We start from the raw sequence: 21,044 nt of genomic DNA, 5'->3' as shown, positions 1-21,044 counted from the left end.
GTTGGTCCACCCCTGCGTCAAGGGCACTGAGCCGCGCAATGGTGCTCCGTTGCCAACCCGGCTCGATGCAGCGTCAGGCCGTATGCGCCAGGCGTGACGGCAAAACCGTGACGTGAGAGACGGCGCCGCCGCAACCGTGGAAGCGCGACGCGTGCCTGGTTGCCCAGCATGTTCTGCTCGCACAGGCAAAACTCCTGATCAGCTCTGGAGCTGCCGCACCTCGTCATGGTTGAGTTCGGAGCAACTATCAACAGCAAGTCGTCGGCCACCACCATGCGGATCCGGGGGCTCGGTCACCTTGCCAGCAGCCGGACGTTCATAGCCCAGGCGAGCGGTACGGAAGAGGACATGAATCGGTTCACACGTCGTGGTTTGCTGGCCGGTGTGGCCGCGGCTGGCACCGGGGCGCTGACCGCGCCTGGTGCGCCGCGTGCCATCGCACAGTCGACTCCCGCCGCTGGGCGGAGCGAGACCCAGGTCGTTGTTGTCGGTGCGGGACTGGCGGGGCTTACCGCCGCTCGCGAGCTGGTCGCCGCGGGGTGCGAGGTACTCGTGGTCGAAGCACGCGACCGTGTCGGCGGCCGTACCGTCAATCAGGCCGTGACTGCGCCGGGAGCCAGTCCGGGCACGATCGTGGAGGTCGGCGGCCAGTGGGTGGGGCCGACACAGGACCGGGTGCTCGGTCTCATCCAGCAGCTCGGCCTGGAAACGTTCAAGACCTACGACGCCGGCGATTATGCCGACTACCACAACGGGAAACTGACCCGGTACGGCCACGTGTTCCCAGCGGATCCGCTGAACCTCGGATTGAACCGGATTCCGCCCTCCGACCCGGTGGGCGCGGCAGAAGCCGCCGTCGCGATCCAGGAACTCGACAGGATGGCAGCGGGAGTTCCACTAGACGCGCCCTGGACCGCGCATGACGCACGTACCTCGGATGGCCAGACTTTTGAAGACTGGATGGATCATCATCTTGTCCAGCCGGGCGCGAAATCGCTGATATCGCTGGCGATCAACGCGGTCTTCTCGGTCGAGCCTCGTGACGTGTCGCTGCTTCACGTGCTTTTCTACATCGCCTCCGCAGGCGGACTCGACCGGCTGTTACGCACGTCCGACGGAGCCCAGGACTCCCGTATCATCGGTGGATCGCAGCGCATCTCGCTTGAAATGGCACGCGAACTCGGTCCCCGCGTCCTTCTGAACGCACCTGTAACCAGAATCGACCAGGACTCGGCGGGCGTCAGTGTGCACGGCGACGACTTCAGCGTGCGCGCCAAGCGCTGTGTCGTGACCGCGCCGCCCGCGCTAGCCGCCCGAATCCGGTACGCGCCACTGCTGCCAGGAACCCGTGACCAGCTGACGCAACGCATGCCGATGGGCAGCGTGATCAAGGTGCAATGCGTTTATCCGACGCCGTTCTGGCGCGCCGACGGTCTGGCCGGACAAGCGACCAGCGACACGGGGCTCGTGCGAACCACGTTCGACAATTCACCGCCGGATGCGAGTGTGGGCGTGCTGCTTGGCTTCATTGAAGGTGAACAAGGACGCCATGCCGATCAGATGCCTGCGGCACAGCGACGCAAGGGCGTGATCGAATGTTTCACGCGGTACTTTGGCGAACGAGCCGCTGATCCGCTCGAATACATCGAGAAAAACTGGCTGGAAGAAGAATGGACGCGCGGCGGCTACGGGGGCGTGTTCGCACCGGGCGCCTGGCTCGACTTCGGTAAGGCACTGCGCGCGCCTGTCGGCCACATTCATTGGGCCGGCACGGAAACTGCGACCATCTGGAGCGGTTACATGGATGGTGCGGTCAGATCCGGCGAACGCGTCGCGAAGGAAGTGACGAGCTCGTTGTGACGTGTCGCCGGCGACCGTCTTCGGGCCCCGAAGCCGCTCGTCGGGCCGGAAAGACGCTCAAGCTCGTCGTAGTTCACTGGCGGCAGCGCCAGCGGGTGTGCCAGCGGGGTGTGCCAGCGGGCAGCGTCAGCGGCCGGCGGCGTAGCCCTGAGCTCCTCGGGCGTTTGCCGCCGCCCGCAGCAGACCCGTGTCCGGGTCCCGGGAGACCGCCGACAGGCGGCCGAGGGCCCAGGGGCCCGCGTCGAGCACGTCGTGGCCCCGGCGGCCCAGCTCGGCGAGGGTCTCCGCGCCGAGCCGGGACTCCGCGACGACCCGGCCGGGCTCCCAGGCCCGCGGGTAGAACGAACCCGGGAACGCTCCGGTGTGCCAGGCGGGTGCGTCGATCGCCTCCTGCAGATTCAGTCCACAGTGGACGTGCGCCAGCCAGAAGCACAGCTGCCACTGGTCCTGCTGGTCGCCGCCCGGCGTGCCGAACGCCATGGTCGGGACGCCGCCGCGCAGCGCCAGCGACGGGCTCAGCGTGATCCGGGGCCGCTTGCCCGGGGCAAGCGAGTTCGGCAGGTCCCGGTCCAGCCAGAACATCTGGGCTCGGCTGCCGAGGCAGAAGCCCAGCTCGGGGATGACCGGCGAGGATTGCAGCCAACCACCGGACGGCGTCGCCGAGATCAGGTTCCCCCATCGGTCGACCACATCGACGTGCACCGTGTCGCCACGGCTCTCCCCGCTCGGCGACACGGTGGGCTCGCCGATGCCGACGCCGCTCGGATCCTTCAGGCCGTCCACCCCGCGACCTTCGGCGACGTGCGCGGGCAGGATCGGGTTGCGACCACCCGGCGAGCCGGGGTGCAGCTCCAGCGAGGCGCGGTCGCCGATCAGCGCACGGCGGGCGGCGGCGTAGTCGCGGGACACCAGGTCGTCGAGGACGCCGGGATCGGCGGAGTCGCCGTACCAGGCTTCGCGGTCGGCGAAGGCGAGCTTGGCCGCCTCGACCGCGATGTGCACGGTGTCCGCGTCGGCGACGCCGTCGACGTAGTTGATCCGGTCGGCCAGGCCCTCCAGGATGCGCAGCTGCTGCGCCAGCGCGGGCCCCTGGGACCAGATGCCGAACTTCGCCAGGGTCCAGCCGCCGGGCAGGTCGACGGTCAGCGGCGCCTCGTAGCCCGCCTCGAATTCGGCCATGTCCTGCGCGGTGATGACGCCCGCGTGGTCCCGCCCGGAGTTGTCCCGGTGCGGCGTGCGCACGAACTTCTCGACCGCTTCGGCGACGAAGCCGTGCGACCAGGCGCGGCGGGCCGCGTCGATCTGCGCCTCGCGGCCGGGGCTTGCCGCCTCGCCCTCGGCCAGCAGCCGCTCCCACGTGTCGGCCAGCGCCGGGTTCTTGAGCACGCTGCCCGGCTTCGGCGCAGCGCCGCCGGTCAGCCAGAGCTGGGCGGAGGTAGGCCAGTGTTCGGCGAACATGTCGCGGACCGTGTCGATGGTGGTGCTGATCCGGTCCACGATCGGGAAGCCGCCGCGTGCGTATCCGATCGCGTACTTCAGGACCTCGCGCAGCGTCTTCGTGCCGTGATCGCGCAGCAACAGCAGCCAGCCGTCCCAGGCGCCCGGCACGGTGGTGGCCAGGAATCCGGTACCGGGCACCAGATCGAGGCCCAGCTCGTCGCGGTAGTGGCCGATGGTCGCGGCGGCGGGGGCCGGCCCCTGACCGCAGAGCGCGCGGGGACGCTGGTCGCCAGCGGTGGTGAACAGCGCGGGGACCTCACCGCCCGGGCCGTTGAGGTGTGGTTCGACGACCTGCAGGACGAACCCGGCGGCGACCGCAGCGTCGAAGGCGTTGCCGTCGTCCTCCAGCACCGCCATGCCCGCCGCGGAGGCGAGCCAGTGCGTGGCGGCGACCATCCCGTGCGTGCCTGCGAGTTCAGGGCGAGTCGTAAACACGTCAACTACCTTAGGCCGCCACCACCCTCTCGATCGACACCCGAAGCGAAGGCATCTGCCGCGCCCAGCCCAAGCCCTCCGAAGGCGCTCCCGGTGCGGAGCAGTTCCGGCGAGCAAGGGCTCCGTCGAGCAAGGGCTCCGGCGAGCAAGAGTTCACCTCTCGGCCGGGTTGGTCGGTCCGCAATTTCAATGGAAATCGACGGTCCGATTTCCATTGAAATTGCGGGAGTTGTCCACAGCCTCCGGCGTGTCGTGGCCCGACACGCCGGAAAGTCGCAATTTCCATTGAAATTGCGGCGGTGCGCGCCGTCGGGGACTGCCCTCGCCGATCGCCCCCCTTGGGCAGGCGCTGAAGTTGGCAACTCCCGAGGGGAACCCGTTACCCGCTACCCGCACCGCCGTGCAGAACGAGTTTGGAAACAGGCAATTCAGGCAGGGCCGCCCGCGACCGGGGTTCGGCCGACGCCTCGCCAGGACAGGCCCGCTCGGCGCAGGACGTCCGGGTCCAGGTGGTTCCGGGTGTCGACCACCACCGGGCCCTGCAGCGCCTCGGCCACCCGGTTCCAGTCCAGCGTCCGGAATTCCTGCCACTCCGTCAGCAGCACCAGCACCGCGGCTTCCTTCGCCGCCTGGTACGGGTCGTCCACCAGCTCCACCTCGGGCGGCAGCGCCGGCTCGTCGCCGCGCAGCCCCGGGTCGTAGGCGACCAGCTCCGCGCCGCGCGCCGCCAGCAGCCGCGCCACCTCCAGGGCCGGCGAATCGCGCAGGTCGTCGGTGCCCGCCTTGAAGGTCAGCCCCAGCAGCCCGAGCCGCACCCCGTCGAGGGAACCGCCGCAGGCCTCGACGACCTTCACCACCATCCGCTCGCGCTGCCGCGCGTTGGACGAGATCGTCGCCTGCAGCAGCGGAAAGTCGAAGTCCACCGCCTCCGCCACCTGCAGCAGTGCCGCGGTGTCCTTGGGCAGGCAGGAGCCGCCCCAGCCCGGACCCGGCTGCAGGAACGACTGGCCGATCCGGCGGTCGTAGCCCATCCCCTCCGTCACGTCGGAGATGTCGGCGCCCAACCGCTCGCAGAGCTCCGCGATCGCGTTGACGTAGGAGAGCTTGGTCGCCAGGAAGCAGTTCGCCGCGTACTTCACCATCTCCGCGCTCGCCGCGTCCGTGAGCACCGTCGGCGCACCGAGCCGCGCGTACAGGGCGGCGACCCGTTCCGCCGCGTCCTGGCTGTCCGAGCCGACCACGATCCGGTCCGGGTTCAGGAAGTCGTGCACCGCCGAGCCTTCGCGCAGGAACTCCGGGTTGCTGACCACCGGGACGTCCTCGCGGCCGACCAGCTCGCGCAGCCGCGCCGAGGTGCCCACCGGCACCGTCGACTTCGTGACCAGCACGCATCCCGCGGGCAGCAGCTCGCGCACCTCGTGCGCCACCGCCTCCACCACCGCCAGGTCCGCCTCGCCCCCGGCCCCCATCGGGGTCGGCACGCACAGGAAGACGACCTCCGCCTCGGCAACGGCGCCGGCCGAACCGACCACGAACTCCAGCCGGCCGGCCGCGATCCCCTCCTGCACAAGTTCAGCCAGGCCAGGCTCGTGGATCCGCACCTCACCGCGGGAGAGCTGCTCGACCTTAGCGGTGTTGACGTCGCTGCACACCACGCGGTGCCCCAGCGACGCCAGGCACGCCCCGGTCGTCAACCCGACGTACCCGGTGCCAACAACGACGATTCGACGGGCGAACACCAGACCCACACCCCTTCGTACGACCCCCGCAAGACGAATCGTGGCACATCGCCCGCTCAGCGGAACCTGCTTCGCCAAACGTTCACGCGCCGTACGTCCTGCGTGACGCGCCGGTGAACCGGCGTTTAGGCTCACCAGCCGTGGAACAGCGACGCCTGGGCGAATCCGGTCTGGTGGTAAGCGCGGTCGGTCTCGGTTGCAACAACCTCGGCCGTCCCGGAACGGCCACCGAGTCCCTGGCCGGCGCGCGAGCCGTGGTGGACGCCGCGCTCGACGCTGGGATCACCTTCTTCGACGTGGCCGACGTGTACGGCTCGCCGCGCGGGCGCAGCGAGGAACTGCTCGGGCAGGCGCTGTCCGGCCGTCGCGAACACGCCATCATCGCCACCAAGTTCGGCATGGACATGCAGGGCGGCAACGGCCCCGACTTCACCGCGCGCGGTTCCCGGCGCTACGTGCGGCGCGCCGTCGAGTCGTCGCTGCGGCGGCTGGGCACCGACTGGATCGACCTCTACCAGCTGCACCGGCCGGACCGGTTGACGCCGATGGCGGAAACCCTCTCGGTGCTCGACGACCTGATCCGCGAGGGCAAGATCCGCTACCTCGGGCACTGCAACCTCGCGGGTTGGGAGCTCGCCGACGCGTCGTGGACGGCGTCCTCGGCCGGGCTGACCACGCCGGTGTCGGCGCAGAACCACTACTCGCTGCTGGCGCGGGAGGCCGAGCGCGAGGTGATCCCGGCCTGCAAGCGGTTCGGCGTCGGGATCATCCCGTACTTCCCGCTGGCCAACGGGCTGCTAACCGGCAAGTACCGGCAGGACCAGGAGCCGCCCGCAGGCAGCCGGTTGGCGAACCGGAACCAGATGCTGGCGGACGCGCCGTGGGAGCACATCGAGCAGCTGCGCGCCTTCGCCGTGCAGCGGGGTCTCCCGATGACGGCGGTGGCGGTCGGCTGGCTGGCGGCGCAGGAGGTGGTCGGTTCGGTGATCAGCGGCGCGACCACCCCGGATCAGGTCCGGGCGAACGCGGCGGCCGGCGAGTGGCGTCCTTCCCAGGCCGATCTGGACGCCATCGACGCGATCTGCCCGCCCACGCAGCGTTAGCAAGCGGTCGGTTCGGCGAGGAACGGCGTCATCCCCGGATGACGACGGCGAGGGCTCCGCACACGCATTCCCGCAGGTGGCAGTGGATTTCGTGAGAATTGCCCGTCATCTGGCACCGAGACGGATCACGCTCCCAGCACGGGGCCGCGGGGGGTGCGGCGACGGTCGGTGATCGCGGTTTTCGCTCGGACGGATCGCAGAATGCCACCGGTGGCAGACGCGCCGGGCCGGGCACGCGGACCACGCTCTTCACATGGAGCTGATCGGGATCGCCGCAATGTTCGTCGGCCTCGCGTTGCTGGCCGCGCTGCCGCTGGTCGCGCTGCTGGCGTTCGTCGAGGCGACCTCGCAGCGACGGGTGCACCGCCATCGCTGACCGCCGTTTCGCCGCCTGCCCGTTCCGCGTCCGGTGCTGGTTGCGACCGTTCCGAGGTGTTAGACATGCCGGGACACCAGGAACGAACGCAAAGGAACGAGCAGATGCTGATCACCGACACCGTGGCGATCGTCACAGGCGGGGCTTCCGGCCTTGGCGCGGCCACAGCCCGAGCACTCGCGTCGCGCGGCGCGCACGTGTTCGCGGTGGACCTGCCGAACGCGGTGGCCAAGGCGCCGGTTGTTGACGGCGTCACCTACACGGCCGCCGACGTCACCGACGCGGACCAGGTGCAGACCGCCGTCGAGCAGGCCGCCGGCGCTGGGAACCCGCTGCGGATCGTGGTGAACTGCGCGGGCATCGCGCCGTCGGCGCGGATCGTCGGGCGCAAGGGCCCGCACGACTTCGACCTGTTCCGCAAGGTCATCGAGATCAACCTGATCGGCACCTTCAACGTGCTGCGGCTGGCCGCGGCCGCCATCGGCCAGACGGAACCCGACCAGCAGGGCCAGCGCGGCGTCGTGATCAACACCGCCTCGGTCGCCGCCTTCGACGGGCAGATCGGGCAGGCGGCGTACGCCGCGTCCAAGGGCGGCGTAGCGAGCCTGACGCTGTCGGCCGCACGCGACCTGTCCTCTTCCGGCATCCGGGTGATGACCATCGCGCCGGGCATCGTGGACACGCCGATGCTGGCCACCATCAGCGAGGAGTTCCGCACCGGGCTGGCCGAGAGCGTGCCGTTCCCGAAGCGGCTGGGCACGCCCGATGACTTCGCGCAGCTCGCGGTGGACATCGTCGGGCACGACTACCTCAACGGCGAGGTCATCCGGATGGACGGCGCGCTGCGGATGGCGCCGCGGTAACGCTGGGCAGTGGTGGCGATTTCGCGCGAAATCGCCACCACCCACGCAGGACCAGCGGCGATTTCGCGCGAAATCGCCCCAATCCTCGGGAGTCGCGTGCAGCCGTGCTGCGCCTGGAGCCGATTCGCCGGAGGGTACCCCGATAGGATGAACGTGAAGGGAGCTCGGTCATGGGCGGGACCATGAAAGCCGTTTAGTACCAGCAGGTCTGGGCGGCTCCGGTGGTTGTCGAGGTCCCGAAACCCGAGCCGGGGGCCCGGGCAGGTGCTGCTGAAGGTGACCGCCGCCGGGGTGTGCCTCTCCGACATCAGGGTGATGAGCTGGCCCGCCGAGCAGTTGTCGTCGGTCGCCCTCGACGCAGGTACCGCCGCTGGCCGAGCGGCTCGACTTCCGCCGCTGGACCTGGGAAAGGTCACTAACGGCCTGCCTCCTCAGCGCTCGTACCGCGCCGAAACCCGTTGCGGCAATGTCACCGTATCGGGCGCCGGGACCGACAACGCTCGAGTTTCGCACCGGGTGCCACGGACCGTGTGCGGTCCGGGGCACCCGGTGCGTTGCGCGTCAGTACCGCCGGTCGGTGACGTTGCCGGTCGCGGCGTCCCACACGACGTAGCCGTACTGGAAGTCGCTTCGGCGCCCGCCCGGGACCGCGTACTCGTCGCTGGTCGGGTAGCCCAGGTACGACCGCTCCCAGCCCAGTTGCGCCCAGCGGTCCTTGATCGCCCCGCGGATCTCGTGCGCGCCGGTGCCCGGCGTCCAGTAGACCGAACCGTTCGACCGGTCGAAGTGGTTGTAGCGCCCCACCCCGTCGGGCGTGCCCAGCTCGTCGGTGCGCGGGTAGCCCAGCGGGCCGTTCTCCCACCCGAGCTGCGCCCACTTCGCCCTGATGAGGCCGCGGATCTCGTGCGCCCCGGTCCACGGCGTCCAGTAGATCGAACCGTCGGCACCGGCGAAGTGGTTGTAACGTCCGTCACTGTCCGGTGTGGACAGTTCGTCGGTGCGCGGGTAGCCCAGCACCCCGGTCTCCGCGCCGAGCTCCCGCCACTTGTCCCGGATCATGCCTTGGATCAGCGACGCTTCGGTGGCCGGGGACCAGTACGCGGACTTGGCGCCGTCCGCGAAGGTGGCCTGGCGCCCGCCGCCGGCGGCGTCCCGCTCCAGTTCGTAGACGCCGCCCAGCGGGCCCGCGTCAGCGCCAGTGGCCTGCCACTTCTGGTAGATCGCGCCCGCGGTCCAGTCGCCCATCAGCTCGGCCACCCGCTGCCGCAGGGCTGGGAGTTCCTGGTAGGCCAGGTTGCCGGGGCACTCGGTGTAGCCGACGTCGCGGTGGCCGTGGATCACCGGCAGGGTCACCTCGGTCCCGAGCGGGTACTTCGCGGACGATCCCCCGAAGCCGGACACCATCGTGACCTGGCCGAGCGGATCGCGGTAGTTGCCGGCGAGCTTCCACGCCAGGACCTGCGCCACCGATTCCAGCTGCGTCGCGCTGGGCGACACCGAGGTGAACTCGCCGAGCATCGACACGCCCACCGTGTCCTTGTTGAAGCCCTGCGCGTGCGCGCCCCACACCGGGAGTTCCAGGCCGCCGTAGCGCCCTTCGAAGACCTGCCCGAACTTGTCGACCAGCACGTTGTAGCCGATGTCGCACCACTGCAGTTCGCTCGCGTGGTAGGCGTAGATGCCGCGCACGATGCGCGCGGAGTCGGCCGCTGTGTAGTCGTTGGTGCCCGCGGTGTGGTGGACGATCGCGGCCTTGACCGTGTCGCCGTACTCGACGCCGACGCCCTGCTGCTGGAAGCACTGGGTGCGCAGCGACTCGTCGGCGCCCCATTCGGCGCGGCTGATCACGGCGGGCTTCGCGGCGGTGCTCGCGGTCTGCGCGGTTCCGGGGTCGATCAGCAGCACGGACGCGGTTTTCGCGTCGATCGGGGCGCCGCCGGATTCGGCGCGCACCCGGATCGCCGTCGAGTCGCCGAGCCAGGCCGCTTCGCTCGCCTGGTTCTTACCCGGTCGGCCGCGGTCCTGGCCGTCCACGGCGGGCAGCCGCACCCACTCGCCCCAGGTGCCGTCGAGGTGCTGCGCCTGCACCTCGACGAGGTCCGGGTTCTTGCCGTTCCACCGCAGGGCGGCCATCGCGAACGGCTTGGACCGGCGGATTTCTCTTCCCTTGCCGGGAACTTCAGGTGCACCGTCGGCGAGCGGCACGCGTTCGACGGACACCTTCTTCGAAGGCGGCTCGGCCATTGCGGACGGCGCTGCGACACCCGCGGAAATGACCACGATCAGCGCAGCAAGACATCGACGGATCACGCTACTCCCTTACCGAACGATCACGAACGGTCGCGGGGGAAGCAGCGACCACAGAGATATTAACCCGATTGGGCGAAAAACTAGTCCACAATGGTCACTGTTCGTGTCCGTCGCGGGCGAAGATCACCGCTTGACCGCGCCGGACAGCCGACGCGGTACAGGTGTCAGAGGTCGGCCGCGTAGGGGATCTCGTTGGCCGCTCCGGAGGTCATCCAGCCACGGATCGTCCAGGTCGCTCGGACGTCGTCCTCGTTGTAGCGGAGAATCCGGTCCCGCTGGGACAGCTCCGGCTCGCCGCCGCCCAGGCCCACCGCGTCGCGGTACCAGCGCATCGAGTTCTCGCCGCTGGCCTCGGCGTCCCGCCAGCCGAACCCGGCGCTCGGCGCGATCACCTTCAGGCCCTTGCCGTTCGGGCACAGGAACTGCTCCCGCACCAAGGCGAACAGGTCAACCCACTCGGCCGAGTTGATGAACTCGCGCACCTCCGCCACCGACGGCACCCCCGGCTTCCCGGCGAACCGCTCGGCCGAGGCGAGCATCCAGCGGTTCTCCGCGAGCTCGTTGTAGCAGTAGGCGCGGAAGCTCAGGCCCCGCTCGTACGCGCGGCGGCGCACCGAGCCGAACCACGTCCAGAACTCCGCGAAGGACAGCGCCTCGTCGTCGGACGGCAGCGGCTCCCAGCTGACGAACGCCCGGTAGCCGGGCTCCTCGTCGATGTCCGCTCCGGACAGCCAGCAGCCCCACAGGTAAGCCCCGGCGTCGGCGTAGCTCTCCATGTCCACGTCGACTTCCACGTCCGCGCGCGGCACCGCCAGATCGCGAACCCGCCGCACCAGCGGCAGGTTCTGCAGCCAGGCCTTGGCGAGCAGGATCGCGTCGGTGTTGCGGACCCCGGTCAGCGGCAGCGATTCCGCCTCCGCCAGCGGCATCGCGGCCAATTCATCCACTGTGGACACCCCGACGTCGCGCAGCGCGACCGCGTCCTCGCCGCGCACCACCAGGCTGACGTCGCGGTTCTCGCGCAGCTGCGATTCGCAGGACGGCCACCACGGGCAGCCCTTGCACTCGGTGATCCGGGACGGCAGCGCGAGCGGCTCGGCCCCTGTTGCGGCCGCCGTGGCCACCGCCAACCGGTCGGCGAAGCGCGCCTCGTACTCGGCAAGCGCGGTCCGGCCGCCGGGCCAGTTCGGCACGTCCAGGTCGTGCCACAGCACCGCGTCGGCCTCGACGCCGATCACGCCACCGACGCGCGTCGCCGCCCCCATCCCGCACGCCTGCAACAGCCGCACGGCGTGCGCCAGGCGCAGCTGGTCGCGCGGCTGCGCACGAACCTTGCGGGCCGGGTCGTTCCGGGCGGCCTCCGGCACCGGCCGATCGATCGGCGATACCCGGGCGCGGGCGCCATTCCCCGGATCGGTGATCTTGTGCCGCACCACCAGCACCGGTACGTAACCGTCGCCGCAGCGCACCAGCAGGTCGACCGAACCGCGGCGACCGCCAGGCACGTCGGCGGGCAGCTGCGCGGAGGAGATATAGGGCGTGCCCGCGCGCATCGCGGCGAGCGTCAACTCCTCGCGGCTGGCCGTAACGCCGCGCGGGATCTCCGCCCAGTCCTTGCCGAGCGTGTTGTGCAGCAGTTTCGCGACGTACCGGCGGTGTTCCGCGGCGTCGGCGATGCGCTGCTCGATGCCCAGATCCAACTGCGCGGGCGGTTCGTCCTGCGCGGGATCGTTCTCCAGGTGCACGCGTCGACGGCACCGTGTTACGACGCCCGCGTCGAGCAGCACCTTGTCCTTCACGTGTGAAGGGTATGCCGTCGCTCTGACAGGCGCGCCCATCACCCCGGTGATAACGACTACGCACCGTACTCACCAGAACACCGTCAGATGTCGTACCGCACGGCGGCCGGACTTAAGGTGATCGCAGTGGAACTGCTGGAAGGGGAGGTGTCGGCCGCGGTGAGGAAACGCACTCCCGGGCGCAAGATCCGGAAGAAGGGCACGACCGGCTCTTACAAGGCGGTCAAGCAGGCGAAGAAGGCGGACAAGAAGGCCGCCAAAGCCATCAAGAAGGGCGAGCACGGGCGCATCACCCCAGGCAACGCCAAGAAGATCATCGGAGTGGCCAAGGTGGTCGGCCCGGTGATCGCGCCGTTCGCGCTCCACGCGGTGTCGGTGGCACGCGAGCGCTACGAGCGAATGCGAGCGCGTCGGCTCGGGGTGCCGGTGGACGAGCTGGGCAGCTTCACCGGCCGGGGCGCGGCGCTGCACGCGCGGATCGCCAGCGACGCCGGTGCGCTGGGCGAGCTGCGCGAGCAGTCGGCGAGCACCGAGGAGGCGGTCGTCGCGGAGCGATACGCGGAGCGGACGGCGAAGCGGCTGGAACAGCTGACCAGCGCGGTGCGGGCCGCGGAGCGGATGCCCGCGCAGCGGCGGAGGTCGGCGCACCGCGCCGTCGACGCGGAGCTGGGGCAGATCGAGGACGACCTGCTCACCCGCTTCGGCGTCGCCCGATCCAGGCGCTAGCGCCCCAGCGCGTGACCGTAAGAACAGCTTAAAAGTCCACCCAGCAAGACCGGCGGGTCTGCTATCCGGGAACTTGCCACGCTGAACAGCCAGCCGCTACCCCCGATCGTCGGGTCGAAGCACCCGAAGAGACGCGCCAGCGCTCAACGACACTTCGTCATGCGAAGCACCCGATCCGATTGGTGCCGTCCATACACAGAAAGCCCCCGCCTGAAGCGGGGGCGCTGTGCTGCTACGTCATCAGACCTTGAGCCCCAGCCAGGTAGTGAAGTTGGCGATGCTATCGGACTTCCGACGCTCCGCGAGCGCGATCGCACGCGCGGTCTCATGTACCTGCGGGTGATAACGCGTCTGTTGCGGAGCCACCCGCCGAGCCTTGTTCAGCGCTTGCAGCGCCTTGGAATGCTCCCCAGACAGCACCCACGCCCGAGCAACATCTTGCCAATGGTGACCAACTCGCGTCGAGTGAACGTCCGCGGGAATTTGCAACGCCGAGCCATCGCGCGCGGCACGGCCCGGATCTCCGATCTCAAGCGATACCGCAACAGCGTGGATTTCAACGTTACCAGGGCCGAAACTCGTGTCATAAGCGGAGGACGTGTGGCCGATCTTCGCGCCGATCGAGCGAGCTTCGGCGATGTGCTCACGTGCGCTGTCTGTGTTGTTGTTACGTGCAGACAGAATGGCGCCGCGCAGGTGAGCAGAACCCCGAAGTGCGAGAACTGGCTCAATGTCCGGCCGCCCGTCGAGCAGATCGAGCGACCGACCGACCAAAGTTTCGCCAGTGTCGTATGCAGCGTACGAGAGCAAGAGCAGCGAACGTTGCTGCGCGGCATGAGCCAGCAAATCCGGGTCGCCAGCTTTCTCAGCGGCGACCTCCATCCGATCGACAGCCTGAGTCCCGAGTGTCATCCAGCCGAAGCGAGACACCATCTGTCCAGTGTTTGCGAATGCTTGCGCTAGCAGCCGAAATGCTTCCTCTCGATCCTTGTCCGAGGTGGCGTTCTCCACCATGCCGCAAATCTGCCGAAGCAAGACGGGCATGTGTTCAATTGCTTGACGAGCCTTGTCACTCCGTCGCATTTTACGAACGAGTTCTAGCTCACCGAGGATCTCATCAATCGGACCCGGCTCTACAGCCCGGATATAAGCGCCCTCCGCAAACAACGTTCTTAGTTCCGCCAGGCCAGGAATGCCGCCGTCGTCGTCAAGTAGATCACGGTAAGGCTGCCCGTACAGTTGCTCAGTCTCGATGTTGAGCGCTCGCGCGACCGCAGCGACGAACGCAGGCGAAGCCGGTTCGCGACCTTGTTCGACTGCTCGAACCATGCTCGTGCTGTAGCTGGCTCGTTGGGCCAGTGCGTGTTGATTGAGGCCCGCGACCTTACGCGCCATCGCTACGCGTTCGCCGATCCTTAAGCCTGACGCAGCGGGGGGCATGTTGGCCTCCTTACGTTGAACCACGGCAGCAACAGCGTACGTGCCCGCAACCGCCAACCGACACCGCTAGCGCTCACTGTCACTTTGCTGTCACTCCACGCACACGAGCCCCTCTAATTAGCTTCGTAATCAAGCGAACACCGAAAGTAATCGCGCTTGAGTGGAGTGCTCACTATGTGGCCGGTACCAGGGGAAACGGTCTCTAGTGGTCAAGCGCTATCCGGACCTGCGGTTCGGCCGGCGGTGACCCAGCCATGACCGCCTCAACCTGGACGTGGGTGGACTGGACGGGAGTTCGCCAATACCGCACCGACGCCAACACCCGGTGCGGGCGTGTGATCGCGCTTCCCGATGCCGGTACCGCTATCGCCGGGGACTGCTGGCCGTGCTGGCCGCCCGAGCACCTCGTGTTCCAACCCAAACCCTCTGACCAGAACCTGTGAGGCTGCCATGCCGCACCGAACGTTTGCGCCCGACTGCGCCACCACGTGGCGGTGCTCCGCCAAACGATGCCTGTTCACCGACCCGGACCCCACCGTGGTCGGCCAGCACGAGCACGACGCCCACGGCCCCGCATGGATGACCACCGACCAGGCCCCGCAACAACCGGCCGCCGGGGTGGTGAGCCCGCAGTGAGCTCTCTTTCGTTCCGGACGCTGATCAGCCTGAACAACATCGCCCACGCGATCCGGAGCGGAGCGACCCGCGCCCTGTGCGGTGTTCCCCTCACCAGCTTGTTCCCACCTAACCCGCAGCGTCCCGCGCCAACGCCGTGCTCGTTCTGCCCTGCCGAACTCGCGCGACTGCGCAGAAGGGCAGCGGCCCGATGACCGCGATCACGATGGCCGGACTTTCGGTTCGCACCCCACACGCCGTCATGCTCCGCGAACTTGCGTCCTCGCCGGTTTATTGGTTCCCCGAGAACACCGACAACGGCGACGACATCGAGCACGCCGACGTGTGGACCGACCACCACCGCATCACACACGAGCGTCACGCAACCCACAACGGCGTGACCCGCTGCGGCAAGCGGATCCTCGGCAGCGACGCCCCCAGCCACGCCCGCGTATACCCAGTGGGCTGCCGCTTCTGCGCGGCCGCACACGCCCATTCCCCGTAAGCCCCGGTGCGGGTGCCGTCAGTCCGCCCCCCGACCGGCACCCGCACCGGAACCACACCCCGAAACAACCGCCCGAACACGGGCCATTGCGGCGCGAAGCCGCTCACAAGTCCGGTCCGGTGCCCTCGCCGCCGATCCCCTTCGAGGCACCGGGCCGCGCCTGGCCAAGGCGCGACAACCCCCGTACCGCTGCCTTGGCCAGGCATCCAAACCTCACCAATCGTCCACAGTGAACACCCAGAATGAGGAGTAATCCATGTCCATTGCTGAACAGGCACAGCAGCTGCAAGCCTTGGCCGACGAGGTGCCCATCGACCAGGCCGAAGCGATCAGAGGACAGCTCGAATCCATGGCACAGCAGGTCGCTGGCATCCTCGGAGACACCTCCAGCGCCCAAGAGTTGCACGGCCAGATCAGCGCCGTCTCCAACGAAGTGGGCACCGTCTCGGCCGGGCTCGAACACCTGCGGCAGATGGTCATCGACAAGGCCGCATACCACCAGCAGTGATGAATGACCAAACAATCAGCGGTCAGGCGGAAAACCTCCGTCTGACCGCTGACGCCGTGCCACTGAACGAAGCCAACGCACTGTGCGACACCATCGAAGCCCTCCGGGACCAACTCGCCGGAATCCTCGGCACCAACGACGAACTCGTCAGCGAAGCGCACCGCATCGCAGAGACCGCAGCCGACATCGTGCGAACCCTCGCGAACCTCCGAACCACAATCCAAGACACGAGCAGCCATCACCACGGAAACACCGGAGGCCACCGTCCCGCGAACACTTCCAACCCGACGGCCAGCACCCAAACCGAAAAACCATACGACCGCCTACCAAAACCGTCGATATCCAAACCGCAACCGCTACCGGCTGGAGTCACCGGCGACCCCGCAACATGGCCCGGCAGAATCGAAGACAACGGAACCACAGACGAAACGAGGTTCAGTTCCGACGAGCGGTCGGTTGCCGAACGGCTCGCCCAGACTGGCCCGAACATCGTGCGCCGCGTCCCGCACGGTAAGGATGACCGTACCGCCGACGCCACCGTCAACGGTAGTCTCGTAGAGTTCAAGACATTGCAGCAGAAAGACGGCCAGATACCGACACGCAAGACCGTCAAGAAAATGATTCGCAAATCGCAGAACAAAGGAGGACAAAGTCCAGATGTAATTATCGATGGACGAAAAACAGGCCTGACTCCAGAGGAAGCGCTCAACGGACTTAAGGCATACCTGAACGCCCCCGAGAACGCTGACAAACTTTCACGAGTCAGAGTTTGGGGCAAGGTCTTCGACTTCGACTGGAAACGAGAAGGGTAATGGCAAGCTACTTTGAAGTCTACTTCGCCGACCAAGGCGACCCGGAAGGTACTGTAGAACATATCGAGCGAATCATAGGACTCAAGTTCGAACCGATCGAAAAACCCTATGCCGACTACAGGGCAATCCGCGCTCTGGAGAGTGGCCACTCTGTCACTTTTGAGTTGGCGCTCCAAAACAATCTCGACAGCGAGGCCGACGAAGACCACGGAATACCCTTTAAAGAAATGCCGCGCGTCCTAACAGTCCGGGGCCCTCGCAGCGACGAAGAACAACACAAGCAGACCACCCAAGACGTCTTTATCCAGCTCAAGGAAAGCGGCTACAAGCCCATCTATTTCGTCTACGATCTCGACCAAGTGATCGAACTCTGGGACCCCGACCAAAAAGGCGACCCCGAAGTTATGGAATTCTGGGAGTCTGAGCAGAAAGGCGACCACGGTAGACCGGAGGACTAACACGTACGAGGCTGGCCCCGTCTCGGTTCCTGTTGGCCTAGCGGAGGCCTAGCGGGGCCTCCGCCGCATTAGCAGTCATTCGGAGAAGCAATGGAGAGGTTAACACCGGGCGAGCCGATAGTCGGCGAACGGCGAGCAAGGCTCAGTGCGAAAGTAGCGCAAGAGTACCTCGAAGGAGAACGGGTTCCAGCCATAGCAGCGAGGCTCGGCCGTTCGAAGCACTTCGTCTATACCCTCTTGCTGGAGAGCCATACACCACTTCGCGGGTCTGGAGGGTCCGTGTGGCGCCTAAGCGCAGCTAGCGGCACGACCGCAGCTAGCGGCACGACCTTCAGCCGAGCATGCCGCGAGCCGCCGGAAGGCGTCCTGCACCTCTTCCTTCCGATCGCGCTAGCGGCCGGTGGCTTCGCCGCCCGGGAGCTTCACCAGGCCCTGCTGGACCATCCACTCGCGGGCGACGTCCGCCGGGTCCCGGCCGTCGACGTCCACCTGGGCGTTCATCTTCAGCAGCTCCGCGTTCGTCAACTTCGCCGAAACCGGCTCGAAGACGCTCGTGATCTGCGGGTACCGCTTGAGCAGCTCGTCGCGGGTGGTGATGCCGACGTTGTACCGCGGGAAGAACTGGCGGTCGTCCGCCAGCACCTTCAGGTTCAGCGCCCGGATCCGCCCGTCGGTGGTGAACACCTCGCCGAAGGTGCAGGTCCCGTTCTGGGTGGCCTGGTAGATGCTGCCCTCGGTAAGCACCTTCATTTTCGACCGGTCCGCGGTGAAGCCGTACTCCTTCTCCACCCCGGGCATGCCGTCGTTGCGGCTGGCGAACTCGGTGTCCACGCAGAACGAGGCCTCGTCCGGCTTCTCCGCGATGATCTTCGGGATGTCGGAGAGTTTCTCCACGCCCAACCGCCGCGCCGCGTCCTGGTTGACCGCGAACGCGTACGTGTTGTCCACGTTGTAGGTGATCGCGGTCCAGGCGACGCCGTTGCGCTCCAGGTCCAGCTTCTTGACCGCCTCGTACTGGGCGCGGGCGTCCGGGATCGGGTCGGTGTTGCCGTTGTAGCTGATCCAGGATGACCCGGTGTATTCCCACAGGATGTCGATCTGGTCGCTCTCCAACGCCTTCCGGGCGCTGGCCGAACCGACGATGCTGGTCAGGTCCCGGACGTCGGCGCCGGCCGCGGTCAGCGCGAATTCGGCGATGTAGCCGAGCACCAGCTGCTCGGTGAAGTCCTTGGACCCGACGATGATCGTGACGCCCTGCAGCTCGGGGACCGGCTGGATGGCGCCGGGCGCGACCGCCAGCGGCACCGAGCCGCCGGAGCTCAGGCCGCAACCGGCCAGCAGCACGCTGGTGGCCGCCAGCGAGGCCAGCTTGAGCGCGCCTCGGCGCGACGTCTCGCGGTTCATCGCAACCCTTTCGGCGACAGGTACGTCTCGGCCAGCGCGCCCAGCCAGTCCACCAGCAGCGCCAGCGACATCGCCAGCACCGCGCCGACGACCATGACGGTCCAGTCGTTCAGCTTGTAGCCGGTGTTGATCATCTCGCCAAGCCCGCCCGCGCCGACGAACAGCGCCAGCGTGGCGGTGCCGACGGCTAGCACCAGCGAGGTGCGCAGCCCGGCCAGGATGTAGGGCACCGCCAGCGGCAGCTCGATGCGCGCCAGCACGCCCGTCGCCGACATGCCGATCCCGCGGCCAGCGTCGATCAGCGAAGGATCGACCTGCTGCAACCCGACGATGGTGTTGCGCAGCACCGGCAGCAGCGCATAGCAGGCGATCGGCAGCACCGCGATCCAGAATCCGGTCGAGCCGCCGGTGATCAGGAAGAACAGCACCAGCAGACCCACCGAGGGCGCGGCCTGGCCGATGTTGGCGAGGCCGATTACCAGCGGCACCGCCGGGCGCGCCCAGCCGCGGCTGAGCACCACGCCCAGCGGCACCGCCACCAGGATCACGATCACCGCGACAGCGAGGCTGAGCAGGAAGTGCGTCCAGGTCAGGCTCAGGATCGTGGTCGAGTTGATGCTGCGCGCGGTCACCTCGTCGTTGTCATGGGTGAACGCCCAGCCCAGCACCCCGGCGACCAGCGCCACGACCGCGACCGGCTGCGCCATCAGCCGCAGCCGCTCCGCCCTGCGGGATCCGGAGTCCGAAGCGAACTGGCTGCTCATGACCGAGCCCCGGTCGGTTCGTCGTCGGCGTGCTCCTCGCGCAGCGCCTTGATCGTGTTCATCACCGTGTCGATGTCGACCACGCCGACGTACTCGCCGCGGGACCCGGTGACCGCGGCGACGCCGTCGTCGTCGGTGAGGATCGCTTCCAGCGCGTCCTGCAGCGTCGAGGCCAGCGACACGCTGTCCTCCACCGGCCGCCCGGCCCGGTCCAGAGCGGACACCGCGCCGGCCTCGCGGGCGGTCGCCCAGCGCAGCGGGCGGTTGCGCCTGTCGAGCACCAGGCCGATCGCGCCGCGGCGGGTACCCAACCGCTCCTTCAGCACCGTCGGCGACTCGTCGATGGTGGCGGTGGGAACCTGGCCCACCTCGATCTCGCGGACGCGCCGCAGGGTGAGCTGCTTGAGCGCGGCACCGGCGCCGACGAAGCCGGCCACGGTGTCGTCGGCCGGGTTGGCCAGGATGGCCTCCGGCGTGTCGTACTGCAGGATCTTGGAGCGCTCGCCCAGCACTGCGATGCGGTCGCCGATCTTGACCGCCTCGTCGAAGTCGTGCGTCACGAACACGATCGTCTTGCCCAGGTCTGCCTGCAGGCGCATCAGTTCGTCCTGCAGCACACCTCGGGTGATCGGGTCCACGGCGCCGAAGGGCTCGTCCATCAGCAGCACCGGCGGGTTGGCCGCCAGCGCCCGTGCCACGCCGACGCGCTGCTGCTGGCCGCCCGAGAGCTGCCGCGGGTAGCGGTCCCGGTACTCGGCTGGGTCCAGGTTGACCAGGTCGAGCATCTCGTCGACGCGCTCGCGGATCCGCTTCTTGTCCCAGCCGACCAGGCCGGGCACTATGCCGACGTTCTCGCCGACGGTCAGGTGCGGGAACAGGCCGGCTTGCTGGATCGAGTAGCCGATCTCGCGGCGCAGCTTGTCCGGGTCGAGGCCGAGCACGTCCTGGCCGCCGATGGTGATCTTGCCGGACGTGGGTTCGATCAACCGGTTGATCATCCGCATGGTGGTGGTCTTGCCGCTGCCGGACGGGCCGACCAGCACCACCGTCTCACCGGCCGGGATGGTCATGGTCACCGACTCCACCGCGGACAGCTTCTGCCCGGGGTAGCGCTTTGAGACCTCCTCAAGGCAGATCTCGACGCCGTGCCCGCTGGCCGGGGTGTAGTTGTCGTCAGCCACGAATACCTCTCGAAGTCGTCAACCGCCCGATCAGCACGAAGACGGCGTCCAGCAGCAGCGCGAGGATGATCACCCCGACGGTGCCGGCGATGGCCATGTTCAGCGCGTTCGCGCCGCCCAGCTGGTTCAGCCCGCTGAAGATCAGGTTGCCCAGACCGGGGCCCTTGGCGTAGGCGGCGATGGCGGCGATGCCCATCAGCATCTGGGTGCTCACCCGCATGCCCGCGAGGATCGCGGGCCAGGCCAGCCGCAGTTCGACGCGCGTCAGCACGCCGAAGCGGCTCATGCCGATGCCGCGCGCGGCATCCAAGATCGACTGGTCGACTGTAGACAATCCGACGATGGTGTTGCGGATGATCGGCAGCAGCGCGTAGAGCACCAGGGTCACCACCGACGGCGCCACGCCCAGCCCCAGCACGGGGATGAGCAGGCCGAACAGGGCGAACGACGGGATGGTCAGGATCGCGCTGGACGCAGCGGTGGCGATCGCCGCCCCGGCGGGGCTGCGGTAGACCGCAACCCCGACCAGGACGCCGACGATCGTCGCCAGCACGATGCACTGCACCACCATGCTGGCGTGCTGGTAGGAGTCCACCAGCAGCGATTGCCACCTGGATGCGACGTAGTCCAGGAGGTTCACGCTTGC

At 68.1% G+C, this 21,044-nt stretch carries 20 protein-coding genes and 1 pseudogene; 12 read left to right on the top strand and 9 right to left on the bottom strand.

The window, feature by feature from the left end:
* The first annotated feature begins 225 nt into the window (after positions 1-225).
* Positions 226-1,860 carry a flavin monoamine oxidase family protein gene (locus FDZ84_RS12270; protein WP_210435526.1) on the top strand — a complete coding sequence of 545 codons (1,635 nt, stop codon included), beginning with the start codon at positions 226-228 and terminating at the stop codon, positions 1,858-1,860.
* Positions 1,861-1,986: 126 nt separating this feature from the next.
* Here the strand turns inward: FDZ84_RS12270 and FDZ84_RS12265 are convergent, their stop codons facing one another.
* Entirely contained in the window at positions 1,987-3,795 is a 1,809-nt protein-coding gene (locus FDZ84_RS12265) for a gamma-glutamyltransferase family protein (RefSeq protein ID WP_168586001.1), read from the bottom strand.
* A 428-nt stretch (positions 3,796-4,223) separates the two neighbouring features.
* Positions 4,224-5,534, bottom strand: a complete 1,311-nt coding sequence (locus FDZ84_RS12260; protein WP_168586000.1) for a UDP-glucose/GDP-mannose dehydrogenase family protein — start codon at positions 5,532-5,534, stop codon at positions 4,224-4,226.
* 140 nt (positions 5,535-5,674) lie between these two features.
* On the opposite strand from FDZ84_RS12260, the gene FDZ84_RS12255 reads away from it, so the two are divergent.
* The 3 genes from FDZ84_RS12255 to FDZ84_RS12250 all read left to right on the top strand — a co-directional run bounded on the left by FDZ84_RS12255 (position 5,675) and on the right by FDZ84_RS12250 (position 7,876).
* Positions 5,675-6,637, top strand: coding sequence for an aldo/keto reductase (locus FDZ84_RS12255; protein WP_168585999.1), 963 nt, complete (start codon positions 5,675-5,677; stop codon positions 6,635-6,637).
* 253 nt (positions 6,638-6,890) lie between these two features.
* Entirely contained in the window at positions 6,891-7,013 is a 123-nt protein-coding gene (locus FDZ84_RS39980) for a hypothetical protein (protein WP_256413681.1), read from the top strand.
* Positions 7,014-7,117: 104 nt separating this feature from the next.
* Positions 7,118-7,876: an SDR family NAD(P)-dependent oxidoreductase gene (locus tag FDZ84_RS12250; protein WP_168585998.1), complete on the top strand. Its 759-nt coding sequence runs from the start codon at positions 7,118-7,120 to the stop codon at positions 7,874-7,876.
* A 561-nt stretch (positions 7,877-8,437) separates the two neighbouring features.
* On the opposite strand, the gene FDZ84_RS12240 is transcribed toward FDZ84_RS12250, so the two are convergent.
* Together FDZ84_RS12240 and FDZ84_RS12235 are read right to left on the bottom strand one after the other, a co-directional pair.
* Complete coding sequence (locus tag FDZ84_RS12240) at positions 8,438-10,186, bottom strand: N-acetylmuramoyl-L-alanine amidase (RefSeq protein WP_371812845.1); 1,749 nt, start codon at positions 10,184-10,186, stop codon at positions 8,438-8,440.
* Positions 10,187-10,350: 164 nt separating this feature from the next.
* Positions 10,351-11,985 (bottom strand): TM0106 family RecB-like putative nuclease, encoded by a 1,635-nt coding sequence (locus tag FDZ84_RS12235; protein WP_168585997.1) that lies wholly within the window; start codon positions 11,983-11,985, stop codon positions 10,351-10,353.
* A gap of 126 nt (positions 11,986-12,111) precedes the next feature.
* Between FDZ84_RS12235 and FDZ84_RS12230 the strand changes: the two genes are divergently transcribed.
* Positions 12,112-12,711 (top strand): DUF6474 family protein, encoded by a 600-nt coding sequence (locus tag FDZ84_RS12230; protein WP_371812844.1) that lies wholly within the window; start codon positions 12,112-12,114, stop codon positions 12,709-12,711.
* Positions 12,712-12,951: 240 nt separating this feature from the next.
* On the opposite strand, the gene FDZ84_RS12225 is transcribed toward FDZ84_RS12230, so the two are convergent.
* Positions 12,952-14,106, bottom strand: a complete 1,155-nt coding sequence (locus tag FDZ84_RS12225; RefSeq protein ID WP_246868959.1) for a helix-turn-helix domain-containing protein — start codon at positions 14,104-14,106, stop codon at positions 12,952-12,954.
* A gap of 299 nt (positions 14,107-14,405) precedes the next feature.
* On the opposite strand from FDZ84_RS12225, the gene FDZ84_RS12220 reads away from it, so the two are divergent.
* The 7 genes and pseudogenes from FDZ84_RS12220 to FDZ84_RS40630 form a co-directional block, all read left to right on the top strand.
* A complete protein-coding gene (locus tag FDZ84_RS12220) occupies positions 14,406-14,594 on the top strand; it encodes a hypothetical protein (protein WP_168585995.1) in 189 nt (62 codons plus the stop codon).
* Between the two features lie 7 nt (positions 14,595-14,601).
* Entirely contained in the window at positions 14,602-14,787 is a 186-nt protein-coding gene (locus FDZ84_RS12215) for a hypothetical protein (RefSeq protein WP_168585994.1), read from the top strand.
* A gap of 190 nt (positions 14,788-14,977) precedes the next feature.
* Positions 14,978-15,271 carry a hypothetical protein gene (locus tag FDZ84_RS12210; RefSeq protein ID WP_168585993.1) on the top strand — a complete coding sequence of 98 codons (294 nt, stop codon included), beginning with the start codon at positions 14,978-14,980 and terminating at the stop codon, positions 15,269-15,271.
* 256 nt (positions 15,272-15,527) lie between these two features.
* Positions 15,528-15,779: a hypothetical protein gene (locus FDZ84_RS12205; RefSeq protein WP_168585992.1), complete on the top strand. Its 252-nt coding sequence runs from the start codon at positions 15,528-15,530 to the stop codon at positions 15,777-15,779.
* Positions 15,779-16,591 (top strand): hypothetical protein, encoded by an 813-nt coding sequence (locus FDZ84_RS12200; protein WP_168585991.1) that lies wholly within the window; start codon positions 15,779-15,781, stop codon positions 16,589-16,591. Before FDZ84_RS12205 ends, FDZ84_RS12200 begins: the two co-directional genes overlap by 1 nt.
* Entirely contained in the window at positions 16,591-17,049 is a 459-nt protein-coding gene (locus tag FDZ84_RS12195) for a hypothetical protein (protein ID WP_168585990.1), read from the top strand. Before FDZ84_RS12200 ends, FDZ84_RS12195 begins: the two co-directional genes overlap by 1 nt.
* 90 nt (positions 17,050-17,139) lie before the next feature.
* Positions 17,140-17,316: pseudogene (locus FDZ84_RS40630) on the top strand (helix-turn-helix domain-containing protein); the annotation flags it as partial.
* Between the two features lie 123 nt (positions 17,317-17,439).
* On the opposite strand, the gene FDZ84_RS12190 reads toward FDZ84_RS40630, so the two are convergent.
* From FDZ84_RS12190 to FDZ84_RS12175, 4 genes are read right to left on the bottom strand one after another with little or no spacing between them, the layout of a single operon-like run.
* Positions 17,440-18,453 (bottom strand): glycine betaine ABC transporter substrate-binding protein, encoded by a 1,014-nt coding sequence (locus FDZ84_RS12190; protein WP_168585989.1) that lies wholly within the window; start codon positions 18,451-18,453, stop codon positions 17,440-17,442.
* Complete coding sequence (locus FDZ84_RS12185) at positions 18,450-19,217, bottom strand: ABC transporter permease (protein WP_168585988.1); 768 nt, start codon at positions 19,215-19,217, stop codon at positions 18,450-18,452. Before FDZ84_RS12185 ends, FDZ84_RS12190 begins: the two co-directional genes overlap by 4 nt.
* Entirely contained in the window at positions 19,214-20,398 is a 1,185-nt protein-coding gene (locus FDZ84_RS12180; protein ID WP_168585987.1) for an ABC transporter ATP-binding protein, read from the bottom strand. Before FDZ84_RS12180 ends, FDZ84_RS12185 begins: the two co-directional genes overlap by 4 nt.
* Complete coding sequence (locus FDZ84_RS12175; protein WP_168585986.1) at positions 20,391-21,038, bottom strand: ABC transporter permease; 648 nt, start codon at positions 21,036-21,038, stop codon at positions 20,391-20,393. The genes FDZ84_RS12180 and FDZ84_RS12175 overlap by 8 nt, the downstream gene beginning before the upstream one ends.
* Positions 21,039-21,044 lie beyond the last annotated feature (6 nt).

Source organism: Saccharopolyspora sp. ASAGF58 (assembly GCF_012277335.1).
In the GTDB taxonomy this organism is placed as follows: domain Bacteria; phylum Actinomycetota; class Actinomycetes; order Mycobacteriales; family Pseudonocardiaceae; genus Saccharopolyspora; species Saccharopolyspora hattusasensis.
Note: the sequence above shows the minus strand (reverse complement) of the source record. Positions and strands in the feature narration are given on the sequence as shown.